This is a genomic window from Flavobacterium jumunjinense, assembly GCF_021650975.2.
GTDB classification, from domain to species: domain Bacteria; phylum Bacteroidota; class Bacteroidia; order Flavobacteriales; family Flavobacteriaceae; genus Flavobacterium; species Flavobacterium jumunjinense.
On the sequence record NZ_CP091285.1, the window covers coordinates 4,173,289 to 4,189,257 of the forward strand.

Below are 15,969 nucleotides of genomic sequence, written 5' to 3' on the forward strand. Positions count from 1 at the left end.
AAACCATCTGCTTTATATTGTATATGATTGTAATCTACAATAGTAGAAATTTAGTTTGTCTTTAAAACATTTGTTGTTTAGATATGTTTTTAAAGGAATCTACAATAGTAGAAATTTAGTTTGTCTTTAAAACTGCCTAAGTTTACCAGCATTGCACTTGATCTACAATAGTAGAAATTTAGTTTGTCTTTAAAACCAACAGGAAAAGAGAATTAAACATCTTTATCTACAATAGTAGAAATTTAGTTTGTCTTTAAAACAACAAAGTAGTGTTTATCAAGTTTTCTAGATCTACAATAGTAGAAATTTAGTTTGTCTTTAAAACGAAGAAGAGATACTACCAAATAAGGCATCTACAATAGTAGAAATTTAGTTTGTCTTTAAAACTCAAGGTGTTGAGAATTGTGTTTGGGAATCTACAATAGTAGAAATTTAGTTTGTCTTTAAAACATTACATTTATTATCCATCAGGTCCAATCTACAATAGTAGAAATTTAGTTTGTCTTTAAAACGAAAACTACAAAAAACACAGTATTAGATCTACAATAGTAGAAATTTAGTTTGTCTTTAAAACCAGCTGCATAAGAGCATATACCTAAGTATCTACAATAGTAGAAATTTAGTTTGTCTTTAAAACCTTTTAATTCTTTCAAGATTCTTTTTAAATCTACAATAGTAGAAATTTAGTTTGTCTTTAAAACAAAAAATAAGATTACACCCAGACTTTAAATCTACAATAGTAGAAATTTAGTTTGTCTTTAAAACTTTAAAACCCATCCGTTAAGGTACTGCTATCTACAATAGTAGAAATTTAGTTTGACTTTAAAACGCAAAGTGCAAGCTGGCTTAGGTTCTTATCTACAATAGTAGAAATTTAGTTTGTCTTTAAAACTTACATCGTCGTCAATATCTGCAATAATCTACAATAGTAGAAATTTAGTTTGTCTTTAAAACCAAAGTTACTATAAATGCGAGGTGTGTTATCTACAATAGTAGAAATTTAGTTTGTCTTTAAAACTTACCCATATAATCTCTTAAAACTTGATCTACAATAGTAGAAATTTAGTTTGTCTTTAAAACGAATACAAGCAAGAAGAGAGAGTAGTAAAAATCTACAATAGTAGAAATTTAGTTTGTCTTTAAAACCATTAATTGTAAGAATAACACCATTAATCTACAATAGTAGAAATTTAGTTTGTCTTTAAAACTTGCTATTAACCCTATGATTGCTGGTAATCTACAATAGTAGAAATTTAGTTTGTCTTTAAAACGTTATATGAAAACTGGTCCTGTCACTAATCTACAATAGTAGAAATTTAGTTTGTCTTTAAAACTCCAAAAACAAAGCATAAACTGGTTTGATCTACAATAGTAGAAATTTAGTTTGTCTTTAAAACAAAATGAACCTCACAGAGATGTCAATAAATCTACAATAGTAGAAATTTAGTTTGTCTTTAAAACCATACGTTGTTAATGATTCGGTTATGTATCTACAATAGTAGAAATTTAGTTTGTCTTTAAAACAAACAGTACTTTTTTATTAGTTGAAGAATCTACAATAGTAGAAATTTAGTTTGTCTTTAAAACGTAACTATAGATGGGGTGTCCTATGTATCTACAATAGTAGAAATTTAGTTTGTCTTTAAAACATAATCCAACACAAACACCAACGCCTACATCTACAATAGTAGAAATTTAGTTTGTCTTTAAAACAGTGCCTTTAATATTCAAAGCTTTTGCATCTACAATAGTAGAAATTTAGTTTGTCTTTAAAACAAGTGTGCCTTTATATATTATATTGTTATCTACAATAGTAGAAATTTAGTTTGTCTTTAAAACCTACTTATAATATTCCGAATGAAACAATATCTACAATAGTAGAAATTTAGTTTGTCTAGTTTCTTAATGATGCCAAGGAACGTTTATTTGTTCGCTATTTTTTTTGTACTTGTTGCACATACTGCAACCATTCTCTATTAGAAATAGCCAATTTCACTTTCTTTAAATCGTCTGCCGAGTTGGTTTTGTTAATTTGCTCCATAATCCACAATCCTTTTTTGGCAATATGATAGGCTCCGTTTGCATCGGCATCTATTGGTAAGCTTGCTGTTGCTTTTCTACTATCATAGAAGATTCCTTTTTCATTGGCTACTGGAGAAATGAGATAATCTATTTCGGTGTGGCTTTCACTGTTTCGCATTTGCAAGGTTAATTTTAACAAATGGTATAATTCTTCAAAAAAGGACTTTTCATTTTGCGCTATTAGCTGGGTTTTCAATTCTTTTGAAAGGTCTAAACCTACTTTTTCAAAAAAGGTTACAAACTGCTCTGTTAGCTGTATTGTTGTGCTTACAAAGTTGTTGTTTTGCTCTTTTTGTCGTTTGGTTTCAATTCTTTCTCCATGCGTACAAATTGTCCATTCTTGTCTTGTATCGGCTGCTTTTGGGTTAAAATCACTATAGTTTTTAACCACAAATTCAAAATACCCTTTGGTCTTATTATATAGAATACTTTCAAACTTACTAAAGAAAGTCTTTGCTTTTTCTACATTTTCATATTTGGTATAAAAGTAATTCACAAAACCAGTTGTAGGATCTATTTTACTGGTGTTCCAAGCAGGAACATAGAATAAAAATCCCGATTGTTTACCCATTTTCTGAAAACTTTCAAACTTATTGGTCAATTGCAAAGCGTTGTATAGTCCGCCTAGTTCATGCGGTTGTTTGTCTTTTAATACTAAATAATTCAGTTTATCAATCAACATTTTTTCTAGTTTTTGATAGATTTGTTTTTCCACTTTAAAACGCCCTCTTTTAAAACCGAAATTTAAATCTTCCATTACTACTATAGCATTATGCTCGATCATCATTTTTGTAATCTTGTGCACTACTTGACTAATATAGCCTTCTTTTAGTTCCTTAATGCTTTCTATACTGCCCCAATTTTTTCGAGCCTTGTCTCTCGCTATTTCTTTATTATCGAGCAAAGTATGATAGGGTGTGGCTTTTTTTTCGTCTTGTATTACATTTAAACTTTCTTGCAAAAGAATAGTCCCTTTTTGATCGATTAACGTTAAATAGACCAAATGACGTTCTCCACGATCCAGACCAATAATGTTAACCTCTGGATTGTCTTTTAAATAAGCTAAAACATCTTGGTTAATATAACTGTTTCCTGTGGCTTTAAAATTCATGGTTATAGGCACATGAAACTGAAACTTATCTACCGTGTAACGTTTGTCTTTTATTAAATCATAAGCAAAAGTATTTTTTGCCGTTGGAGTTAAAGGGTTCTTTGCAGCAATGGGTTGATGGGCTTTATGAGTAATAATATTTTTCTTTTTAATAGAGGCTTTTCTAAAAAATATTTCAGCCTGACCGTTCAATTTGTAAATCACATTTTCTAAATTTTGTGTTTCAAAAAGAGCTTTCCAATACAGCGTGTGCATATTCGGTTTTCCTTTAGCATAGGGAGAAAAATCTTTATTATAAATTTGAAATAGATACATTTTCCCCTCCTCTATTAGCGTATCTATTTGTGAAACACTCACCTTTTTAAAATTTATTTTATAGCCTTGATGTTCTACTTCTCTATAAAAACCACTTAAATCTTGATAGGTTTTGGTTTCCGAAAATTGAAAATCGAAATATTTCCAATCTTCATGTTTGTTTAACGAATCTTTAAAAAAATCTATTAATGCATGACAATCTTTAAGATTAAATGTTGCTCCTTTTTTATGTGTATTGTTTTTATAATTGTCTAAAATTTCTCTTGAAGGATTAAAGAAAGCTATATTCTTATTAGAAAAGAAAACTTTTGGCAACATTTTGTTTACGCCTGGTAATAGTTTATAAACCATTTTTTCATAGTTTTCATCATCTTCTGTAAGTTGCTGAAATGTTTTATTATGTTTTTTATCCATAATAGCTAAAAAATAGCTCCCATCCCTCTTAAGAATAGTTGTTAAATAATCTTTTTCTTTGTTCGCATCCCAACCATTTAGCAATTGTGCATTTTCAAAATTCAATTTAATTTTTTCTGTACTATACGGTTTTTGAGTCACATAATTACGCACCATATTATAAAGCGAAGTCACTACATTTAAAGCCTCATAATAGTTTTCAAAAACATCATAGAAAGCATTGTCTTTTTCGGTAATACTTTCCGATTTTAAGTGCAACGGTTTGACGAAGTGTACTACTTCTAAAATGGCATCTAAAAAGAATTTTATATTATCAATAAGTTTTTGGTCTTGTTTCAATTCGTCTTCGTAATCGTCTGCTTGTTCTAATATTCCTTGAATGCACTGGTATTTTGCTTTTATATTAGCAATAAAATTAAAAGTTTTGTCTGCCTCATTTTCTTTCTTTGCTATAAAATGGGTAGTAAAATAGTCGGCAATACAAGAAGGTGTATATTTTTGTTTCCAATCTAAATTTTCATCTAAGGTTTTAACATAATCGGCAACAACTTCTTGTAAAAAAGCAATAGAAAAATAGTCTTGTTTTACAAACTTGTTTTTCTCTTTGTCTAATTTTTCTTGTTTAGCTTCGTTTGCTTTTTGATATTCTGCTGTATATTTTGGGTTTACAACCGTTTCATAACGGTATTGCAAAGCAGCAGAAAAAACCGAAAAATCACCAAATAATTGTTGTGCAATCGTGGTTAAACTGGTATCGTTTTTAAGATAAATTTTGTTTACATCCTGATTACCCAAATTTTTTACAACTTGCTGTATCAATTCTAAAAGATTTTGACTCTCTTCTACTCCATCTTGTTTATAGCTCAACAAATTAATTTTATAAAACTCGAAAACGGCTTTTAAAACTTGTTTCCCTTCGGTAAAAGCATCTGGTAAAAAAGATAATGAAATGCGATCACTCAAAATTTGTTTGTATAGTTGTTTTAGTTTTGGTAATCGTTCATTTTTAGGTTTGGTTTGGTTATACAAATTAATAATTTCATTTAACCCTTGAATTTTCTGTTTGCCTTCTGTTGCTGTTCTACCCCCTATAATGTTGTTATATACAGTAATTCCTTTTTGAGTAAGCACTTCATTAAAATAATCTATTTCAAACAGTTCACTTATACTGTTCACATTCAAATAGGCTTCAAATTCTTTATATAACTTTTCAATTTTTGGTTGCAATTCTGCTATTTGACTACTCTTTTCAAATGCTTTACTGTTTTCTATAAATTTGGGTAAATTTTCATGTATTAAACGATAGGCAATAGCAGTAGAATTAGCCTCTGCCGAATACATATTTTTTCTATTTTGATGAAAACCAGTAAAATAGGTAGTAAATGATTTGAAACTTTCATCTAAATAAACTGCTAAGTTATTTTCGTTTTTCCATTTTTCTAATTCAATAGTAATAAGTTCTTTTTTATCTAAAACTGAAAAAATAGCTTTAGCTTCTCCTTCTGTAAAAGAAGAAACAATTTCTTTTCGCAAATTATCTTGAACTTTCTTAAATTCTGCTTTAAATTTATCTTCCTTTTTTGCTTCTGCACTTTGGGTATATAATGCTATATATTCGTTTAAATAACTTAACTTTTTGTTGTTTAAAGCCAAATCGATAAAATATTTATGAAACTCATCGATGGTCTCTTTCATTTTCTGATAACTTTCGGCTCTAATGCTATCATTTTTTAATAAACTTTTGTTTTCAATATTTTCTAAGGTACTACCAATTGGTTTTAACTCAAAACGTATTGTTTTACTTACTTGGTAAAGGTTGCTAAAGTTTTTCATAGTCATTCAATTCGTTTGCTATTTGTTTTTTTTATTGTCTGTCTAAATTAGATAATTTCAATGTTTCTATTAATTCCTAAAAATAATACATAGAAAGCATTTCACCACCAGTTTGCTAAACTAAAGTTTTTATTTTATAATAACTTACGGTTTTTCGCATTGAGGCTATTTTCCGTTTTTAGACCTAACATTTAAAAAAACACAAAACGTGCAAGTTCCAGAGGAACGATGCATTTTGTAGCAACGCGATTTTAATCCGTTGTTTTTTAATTAATGGAAAATTATTAATGGTTGATGATAGATGATTAATTATTAATGAAACTTGCTCTTACCCATAAACACAAAACGTGCAAGTTCCAGAGGAACGATGCATTTTGTAGCAACGCGATTTTAATCCGTTGTTTTTTAATTAATGGAAAATTATTAATGGTTGATGATAGATGATTAATTATTAATGAAACTTGCTCTTACCCATAAACACAAAACGTGCAAGTTCCAGAGGAACGAACCATTTTGTAGCAACGCGATTTTAATCCGTTGCTACATCCACAACCTTAACCACTTTACTACTATCGTCTGCTACAGGAACAAAAGCACCACCTGTATAGCTAAAAAAACCCAATTCAAGAATAGTAAATACAATCCCTGTACTTTTTGTAGCATGTGCTACTATGGGCAAATGCAAATAATCGGGCAAATGTTTTTTACCGTAAAAACAGATAGCACTACTCGTTAATTGTGCCTCTTGCGTAGTAAAATTAAAAGTAAAACAATGCACTTTAGCGCCTAAATAATTCGCTTTTTTAGGAAAGGTTAAAGAAGTTGCATTCACTTCTAAACAATCGCTAATAGAACAATGTAAATCTATAGCAGCATCAGGATTAAAATAATAACCTTCTAGCATTTTCTTAGCCTCAATAGTTTGTAGCGCTATTGCTAACGTGCGCTTACCCCTTTCAGACGTTGAATCGCAAGTCATTACAGTACGCATTTTCTTCGTTAAACTATTTACTACTGCCAGGTTATTTTGTTTTGGTAAAATGCCTTTTAAACACATTCTAATTACCTTACACAAAGAAGACACTTTTCCAAACTCGGTCGCATTTTCTCTACATCTTTCATATTTCTTTGCGCTTTTTAAGCCTTTAGTAGTAAAACCACTTATCGACCTAATAATCATTTGCCCTCTAGACTCATAAATAACATAGTTTCCTATTCTTTTTGGGTAGTTTCCCTCTACTTCTATTAATGCCATAACCTTATTTTTTAGTGTTTTTTTTCTTTCTTTTAGTCTTGTTCGGACTTTGTTCGGGTTTTGTTCGGGTTTTGCTCGGGGTTGTGGTACCCCTAATTTTATATCTTTTTGTTGTTTTTTTTCAAAAAAAGGGAGCTTTGCGAACGAAACCATAATCAATACAAAATCAAACCATAAAAACTATGCCATCTTTATAAAACAACGACTTGTTAAGGATTGATGGTTAATGATAAATAATTAATTCTTAATGGTTAATTATTAATCAACATTGAAAATCATTTTACAAACTCGTTAATACAATACAAACAAGTTTTAATTATCTATTTTATTGATATCAATAATGGATTATAATATACAAAACCCATGAAGGACATGTTTTTATACTGTATTACTGATGTTTGATAATGAATGACTAATTCTTGATTATTAATTAAAATTGAAACTTGTTTTACAAATATATCAACAAAATACAAACAAGTTTTTATTATCTATTTTCTAGGGGATAATGATTTTGTTTGTAATACGTCAGTGATTTTTAGGAAATGCGAAAAGCAATTTCATAAAAAAATTCTATTCCCCTCCTTTGGAGGGGTGTCCGAAGGACGGGGTGGTTAAAATTCCTCTCCGTCTCCTGTTTTGTTCTAATAACAAGGTTAAAACCCTGACCTACAATATATATCGAGCTCTGAAATTAATGGTGAATGATAGTGTTACAAATTAGTTTTTTGTTTGTATTACGTCAGTGATTTTTAGGAAATGAGAAAAGCAATTTCATAAAAAGCTTCTATTCCCCTCCTTTGGAGGGGTGTCCGAAGGACGGGGTGGTTAAAATCCCTCTCCGTCTCCTGTTTTGTTCTAATAACAAGGTTAAAACCCTGCCCTACATATATACCGAACTCTAAAATTAATGATGAATGATAGATGATAAATTATTAATAAAAATTGCTCTTACCCATAAAAACAAAACGTGTAAGTTCCAGAGGAACGACCCATTTTGTAGCAACGTGATTTTAATCCGTTGTTTTTAATCCGTTGTTTTTAATGATTGATAAATTATTAATGGTTCATTGTTAATAATTTTGTTTGTAAAATTCCAAATAGCATGCCTACAGCAAGACAAGTTTTGAGAATATTGGTTTACAATTAAATAAACACATAGATTTGCAATACAACCTTTAACCTACAACCATAAACTAAAAAACACACTTACCCCATACCTACTCCCTATTAACCCCATAGCAACCCCGTATATACCTTGTAGATGTGGTACCCCTAAGACAAAGCTCTTTTTGTAATTAAACCCAAATTACCTATTAGACTTTGTCATGAGAGAAATAGATCCAAAATAGTTGCGAAGTACGGAAGTTTTAACCCACAAATGTAGCATTAGCTACATTGAAGACGTAAAACGGAGTACTGAAGCAAATATAAAGCAGCTATTTTTCGTAATAGAATTCAAATGATAAATGGTATTTTTTATAACATGCATACTATTGAAAACGAAAATTAAGTAAACAAAAAAAGCCGACAAATAATCTTGTCGGCTTTAAGTAATAATTGACTTCTGAATTAGTTTACAGCTATCTTCTTATCTATTTGCGTAAGAATAGTTGGGTCTTGTATCTCATTGTCTTTGGCAAACAAGAGTACTTTCGACATTACTTCTGCCGATTTCGGATCATCATCGGCAAATGGAATGAATAGTCTACCTCTGTGTTGTGAATGAACAGGTAAAATGGATAAATATTTCCCTGGTGTTTGATGCACAACAGCACTACCCAAATGAACACTATAATTTGCCATAGTTCCAGTAATTAAAGCATGTGATTCTTTTACCTCAACATTATTAATTTTGAACAATCGTAGTGTTTCCCTTAATAAAACAGCACGCATTTCAATAGAAGAATGACTGGCTTCTGGATCTACTCCTCCAACATGGGCTACGCTCACTACAAGATCTATGTCGCGCATTACTTCTGAAAATATTCTTGGGTTAATGTCTTCAAAAGGAATGTTTTTATAATCTTTTAACGAATGAAACTCAATAGTTTCTAATGTTGGACTTTCTACTTCTGCTGGAGAAAACCAATCGGCCATAGCATATAGTTTTACTTGAAAACCTGCTGCATGAAATACTTTTTGCAAGCCTTCTTCATAATCTACTTTCCAGCCTTTGTTCTTTAAAAGAGCCAAAGTTTGTTTTGGATGTACTTGATGTCCTGCATAGCGACGAGAAATAGCTCTTTCAGCTAACTCATCGGGTGTTGGTACATATAACTCTCTAAAAACTTGTTTAAATGGCTGTACTAACTTGTTATCAAAACAATACGATTGGAAATCTGTCCAAACAGCATTGGCATGCAAATCATAACAATGTGCTATTCTAAATGTTGGGTTTTCTTCTAATGGAATAATTTCTCCTGTAGCAGCTACTAAATTACCCGAAGAAAAGAAACCTACTTGTGTATCATTGACTACAAATACTAGTTTTTCTAAATGTTTAGAAATTACTGGATGTTCAAATAGGTTTGTCATTTCGTCTAATGTAAAAGCATCACCCCTTACCATAGCTTCTTCGAGTCCTTTTCTTGAACGAGACCATTGCTCTCGCATGGTTTTTCTATAACTAGTTAGTTCTATTAGCTCTTTTTCTTTCTTTAATTTGGCAGGTATAGCTTTTAATTTTTTATCACCTTTGGTTACTTCTAAATCGGCTTTACCTTCTTGGTTAATAACTAAGCTAATGGTTACATCATCAAAAGAAATAGCAGTATCTTTTGATAATATTTGCTGTACTTGTTTGGTTTCCATTGCCCAAGTTAATCGCATTGGGTCCACATAGCCTGCATTTCGGGCTAAGTTTTCCATAGCAACGCTAAGAGCCAAAGCTTCACTAGTTTGTTTCATGGAACCAAACTCTTTACTCTCTTTTTTAAATTGTTGCAAGTATTCATAGCGCTGTAAAACGTCTTTTTCTGCATTGGTTTTACTAAGTGGAACTAATCCATAAACACGCAAATAATCTTGATCGCGTTTGTCTTTTACCTTTGCAGTTACTTCTCTAATTTTTAAACTTCCCGTTAAAGTATCAGAATATAAGCGCGCTCTACGATGTCCGTTTCCATCGGTTATAAACTTGGCTGCATCATATAATATTTCCCATTTGGCTTTTCCTAATTGTTTGTATGATGATACAAACCAGTCTTTATCAACAGCTCCGCTTTTAAAGTCTTGCAAGTCTATTGCAGAATATTTAGCTACTTCGCTTTCTAATTCAGAATTAACATCGCTATAACCCGATGTTTTAGTATGAGCATGTAACCACCAAATACCCTCATCTAACCCTTTCCAATCGAGATAACTGCTAATTAGTTTTTGCCATTGTGGTGCATAAATAGCTGCCTGAACTAATCGTTCTTCTGTAAGTTTACTTTTTTGTACTAAGGTGTTAAATGCTTCTTGAGTATCCGTTTGCAATGGGAAGCATCTTTTTAATAAAAAACTAAATAGTTTTTGCTTGCTCATTTCGGTATACCCCCATGAATAAATATAGCCTTTGTATAGATTGGCTTTCCCTACGTTTTCTAGCAGTTCTACAAAACGATTGGCTCCGTATATTTTTTCCAAACGTTGTACTAAATGAGTTACGGATGTATTAGCATCCCCTCGCTTCACTTCAATATCTAAAAATGTTTTTCTTATTTTATCTATCATTGGCGATAAGAAAGAAAAGTTTTTCATTAAATTAGCACTATCACGCTCTCTACGGTTGTTTTTATCTCCTGTTAGTAAAGACAACCTGTTACCATCTAAAATACCCTCATATAATTCTCCTTCAGTAATATATTTATTTTCATAAGCCACACAATACATGTACAAAGGAGGTTTGCTAAAAGCATAATTTTCTTTTAAGCCAGACAATTGATACCATCTATATAAGTTCCAAACTTTATGTTGTTGTGCTGTAGTTAATTCATTAAGCGAAATTGCTTCTAAGAACACACCAAAATAAGATTCGCTTTGAAAACCATTACCGCTGTCTGAATTTCTATAGTAATCGTTTTTTTCGGGCTTGTATTTATATTCTAAAACTGATTCAGGCAAATTACTAAACAGTTTTGAACAGGCATCTATAAGGTAATCTTGTTTTTCTTTGAAAGGGAATTTTAGTTTTAATGCATTTATAATTGTAAATAAAGGATTGGACCAATAGTATTTATCTTTCTTAGGATTAGGAATTTCTTTATGATAATAGAAAACATATTCTTCTAATGTATCCCTAAATACTTTTCTATCGCAAGACGTTGCAAAACTCAGTAAGAATAAATCTATAGGCTGTAAACCTTCAGTAACATACCAGTTTTCCCAAACTGCATGCAATGGATAATTCACAAAACGCTCTTCTGGAGTTACTTTGCCTTTTAATCTCTTTTGTTCACTAAAGTTATTTCCTAACAGTACTTTCTCTCTAGTAGTATCATAATATTCTATTTCATATTCATAATCTTTGTTGGCTTCAAAAAGATTATATAATCTATCTATTGCTTCTTTGATTGCCTCATACGGTTTTGAAAAACCATATTTATTATTTTGGGTTACTTGTGTGTAGAAAGAATCTTTTGCTATTTCGGGTAAAGCATAAGTAGAAATTGCATTCGGATCATAAAAACCATAGCCATTTTCTTGTGATAATACTTCTATATCATTAGATGGATTTATTTGTTCTAAAAACTTAGATTCCCTTTCAGAAAGGTTACTTTTTTCTGAAAATACTTTTAGCCATTCTTCTATTTTTACAGCTAATTTTTCTGCTTTTTGAAGTTGCAAAATAAGGTCTAAAGCACTCATTCGTTGCTCAATATTCCCTTTTTCAATAATTCCATCTATAAAAGAGATTAAAATGCTATCGTCTTGTTTTATTAGCATTTCAATAATGTTTTTCTTTAAAGTAGAATTTTTACGTTTTAATAAGTCTTCAAAAAGATCTAATTCTGTATTATTTAATTCTACAGCACTCAATGTACAAATAGCCGAAGCCATTATAGCTTCTCCTCTATCTTTTATTACTTTTAGAGCAAACGCTCTCTGAAATTCGGTAGGTGTTTCTTTATCTTTTAAAGCATTATCTTTTAAAGCATAAAAAGAATAACAGTAGTATTTCCCTAGTATTTCTCGGGTTATTTTTTCTCTTAAATGAATTGATAGGTTATCAAAATCGTCTAATATCAGTTGTAAATATTCTTGATTTTCTCCTACTAATGCCATTGCTGAAGCATACAGCGTATCGCGTTCAAATTTAACAGTAGACCAAGAGAATACTTTCCCTTCAAATGCTTTTTCTTTTACAGTGATAGACTGTGTTAAATCGTATACTTTTTGAAAAAAATTGGGGTAATCTGGGTTATTAATATAGTATTTCCCCTTTGTGTTTGCTTCTAACAAAGCTTTCATTCTATAAGATAAAAAAGCAAGTATTTGAAGGTTTTCAGTTTCTAATGCTTTGTAATAAATAGGCATTTCTATGTAAGGATCGTTGGTTTCACCAGCAAATCGTATGGCTAAACATTTTTTTTCTACAGATCCATTTTCTAATAAATCATGCAAATAAGGTACTGTTTTTTGAATATCTAAAACACCTTGTACCCATAATGCCATGTAAACCTCATTATTGTTTTTACTCTGAATACCAGCTGGTATACTATCTTGATTTGCAAAATAGTGCGATGCAAATTGAAGAATGTTACGCACTGTGGTTTCTTTTTCTGCTTCCCAACCTAGTCCTGTCCAAGTATCTATTGCTCTTACTACTGATGAAAAACGAGTTAATTTATTTTCAATAATAACGTTTATCATGTATTCTAGAGCTTCTATACTTGTTTCATCTAACGATTCTAAAACTGTTTGACGCAATCCTTCTTGTCGTTGTGCAGCAAGCAATAACTTTTCTACAAGTTCCCAAGAGCTTTTCTTGTCACTATTTAGTAAGGCCTTAATTATATTTTTTGATACTTTTCCTACTGTTTCTTTATTAAAAATAATAGCTTCAATTAATTGATATACTTTTTGATCTCCAGCATCTATTGCTGCAGACCAAATCATAAACTGGTTTTGAGGATTCGCTATTTCAGTATCATATTTTATTTGCTCTTCTATAGTTAAATTATAATAGATATTATTTCTATATTGATACAAATAAGATCCTAAAAGTAATGTTCTTAGAAAATTAACTTGGTTCACTAATAAAATTTTATCGTGATTTGGAGCTCTAAATGAACGTCTTGTATACCCTGTTTGATAGGCTTTATAAGGAAGTTTATTCCAAGTATCTTTTACATATTTGGCATTGGTTTCGCCAAAGAAATAAAGTAATAAATCATAATATTCTGGATTGTCCCACATATCATTAGTAACCCATTTCTCAAAAAGAGTTGACTCTTCTGATCCTAAAGAAATGTAATAACTGTTATTGTTTTTTATGGTTACTAATTGCCATCCAAATTCTGCAACCACTTTTTCTAGTTTATTATTTTCTATTTGCTTTAGTATAAAATCATTATTTATACATTCTTCTAATTCTCTTTTATACCGAGTAAGAGGATTCTCTATTACATTTTTTGCTAATGCAAGTTCAATTGACATAGTAGTATGATTTTTTTTATATAGTATTGTTTTTGTTTTTGTTGTTTGTTACCAATAACTTCCAGATAAGAAAGTAAGTCTTATAAAAGTAAGCGCTTTGTTTTCAGATAAATCTATGGTATCAGAAAGTGTTTGAAGCTCGTCATCGCCATAAAAAACAGCAAACAACCCATCTTCATAAGCTAAAAGAGCAGTTTCTTTTGCTTTCTGTAAATCGATTGTATTATGATTATAAAGTGCTCCAAAGCCTACTTTTCCTGTATCTGTTAAAATAGGTAAATAGTTTTCTTTAGGTAAATGAATGGTATCTTCATCGTCCCATTCAAAAGAAGATGTTTTAAATTTCTCAACCTGACTTTCTACAACAGCTTCAAGTAGGTCTTTTAAATTTACTATTGAGCTAGAAAGCGCTAAACTAATTGTATTATTTTGTAGTATAGGATGTTTTTTTCCTAATTGCTTTACTGAAATTGTGAGTTTCATTTTATCTATATGATTGTAAAATTAAGCTTACAATATAATTATTTTTTAAAGACTATTAAACCTTAATTTTGAAATTATTTATAATTAATAAAGATTGGTAGGTTTACAACTATTATTACAATTTCAATCTTTTCAATTAATAAAAGAACATTAGAACCGAAGCAAAAATAGTAAGGTGATCTATTTATAGAACATCAGTTATTCATAAAATCAATTAAGATATAGCAAGAATAAAGCTAATGATTGCATAAATTACTTATAATTAGTATAAAACCACATTACACCTTTTCTATATATTAAGTTAAAAATCAAACAAATAGCTTTAATTATTTCTTTTTTCATTAACTTTAATCTTAATTAAAAACAAATAAACATCCGTTATGTTAAACAGTATTTTAAATTTAGTAGGAGTTAGTAAATTAGAGAAAAAAGAGAAAAGAAGTATTCAAGGTGGAAGAGCGAAATGCAAAGATCAATATGGTAATTGTATTAAATATGGTCGTTTTTGCGCTGAGCTAGAATGCGTATGGGGCCCACTTGATTAATCTCTTTTTTAGAAGGAAGGTCGTCTAAACAAATTTTTAGACGACCTTTTGTTTGGGAAAAAACGGCTTATTCTTCTAGTTTATCCCTTTGTATTGATTCTTGGTGTAAGTACTACTAAAGTTTCCTAAATTTTTAAAATAGTCTTTTACTAACTTCACAGGATCGGTTGCCAATTCTCCCGCACTTGGGTTGTCGTTTTTATCGTCCCAATTCCAAGGTGTATTAGCGTTTCCAGAACCTTTTGTAGAATGAAACGATTTTGCATTGTTTAAAAAGCTAGCGTCATATCGTTTTGCCCAAAAGCCATTGGGTTCAAAAATATTAACCAGTTTGTATGTAACGTTTCTATCATTGTTGTTCAATGGTGCTTCGGCTGTGGTTAAACTTGGGTAGTATTTTATTCCGTCTCCAATAATTTTATAGGCGGGCCAAGCTTTTAAACCATGCCCTTTAGACTCTTGTGCGGTTACAGGATGTTGCTCATTATTATAATTCTCGTAGGAAACTGTTCCATCAATGTCTTCATTATTTGCTTGCAAAGAACTTCCTGTTGGTGTGAAAGAATAAAAATCGGTATGAGCCACAGTTACCATACCTAGAAATTCTCCATATCCATTATTAGTAGTTGCTTTTTTTATTATTGACAATTGTCCTTCTAAATCATTTTCATGGTAATCTATACCAAAAAAACAGACGTTTGCCCAATCTCTCGGATGAAAGAAAGCATACAGAATAAAATAGTGTGTACTGGTTTCTACTACCGAATAGTAACAATGTGCAAGAGGATTATAATTCTTGCTAGGCTCTATATTGTCCCAATTGTTGCGAGAATTCCAATCGTTATCGAAATTAATAGCAGTAATATAATCGCCTCTTCCATTCATTGCACCACAGCCTGAATTGTCTACATCTTGATGATGCACGGGCGCCCAGCGCAAAACTAAATCATCATAGAAGGCTGCTGTCTGCTTTGCTGCAAGTAGAGGATTGCTTTTTGCACTACTCTCATCATCTAAATCGGAGGTAGAACAACTATTGCATAAAAAGAATAATGCAATTAGCAGAAGTAAATAATTTTCTTTCATATCAGTTTGTTTTTTTATTTGTTTGTTTATTTGTTTGTTATACCAGTTATGATTTGAATTTACTGTAAAAGAAAATGACAAATGGTATTACCTACAAAGTAAGACAAATAGGGTTACTAAATGATTGGTTTGTAATCATCTAATCGTTATGATTCGAAAGCCTATGTTAAATTCTGATGAAGTGTATTCTAAAAAAGCTTCTCTTT

General features: G+C 30.6%; 5 protein-coding genes and 1 CRISPR repeat array (1 of these 6 only partly in view). All 5 genes read right to left on the reverse strand.

The annotated features are described in order from the left end of the window. A CRISPR array of direct repeats spans positions 1-1,903; the repeat unit is 36 nt; unit sequence ATCTACAATAGTAGAAATTTAGTTTGTCTTTAAAAC (it extends 606 nt beyond the left edge of the window). A 30-nt stretch (positions 1,904-1,933) separates the two neighbouring features. Next, the gene (gene cas12a, locus L2Z92_RS18945) at positions 1,934-5,755 is read right to left on the reverse strand and encodes a type V CRISPR-associated protein Cas12a/Cpf1 (protein ID WP_236456262.1); all 3,822 of its coding nucleotides are present in this window, start codon (positions 5,753-5,755) and stop codon (positions 1,934-1,936) included. A gap of 529 nt (positions 5,756-6,284) precedes the next feature. Continuing rightward, positions 6,285-7,010, reverse strand: coding sequence for a hypothetical protein (locus tag L2Z92_RS18950; protein ID WP_236456263.1), 726 nt, complete (start codon positions 7,008-7,010; stop codon positions 6,285-6,287). A 1,569-nt stretch (positions 7,011-8,579) separates the two neighbouring features. Further along, positions 8,580-13,649: a DUF4132 domain-containing protein gene (locus L2Z92_RS18955; RefSeq protein WP_236456264.1), complete on the reverse strand. Its 5,070-nt coding sequence runs from the start codon at positions 13,647-13,649 to the stop codon at positions 8,580-8,582. A 48-nt stretch (positions 13,650-13,697) separates the two neighbouring features. Continuing rightward, positions 13,698-14,132 carry a hypothetical protein gene (locus L2Z92_RS18960; protein WP_236456265.1) on the reverse strand — a complete coding sequence of 145 codons (435 nt, stop codon included), beginning with the start codon at positions 14,130-14,132 and terminating at the stop codon, positions 13,698-13,700. A gap of 620 nt (positions 14,133-14,752) precedes the next feature. Further along, complete coding sequence (locus L2Z92_RS18965; RefSeq protein ID WP_236456266.1) at positions 14,753-15,763, reverse strand: hypothetical protein; 1,011 nt, start codon at positions 15,761-15,763, stop codon at positions 14,753-14,755. Between the last annotated feature and the right edge of the window lie 206 nt (positions 15,764-15,969).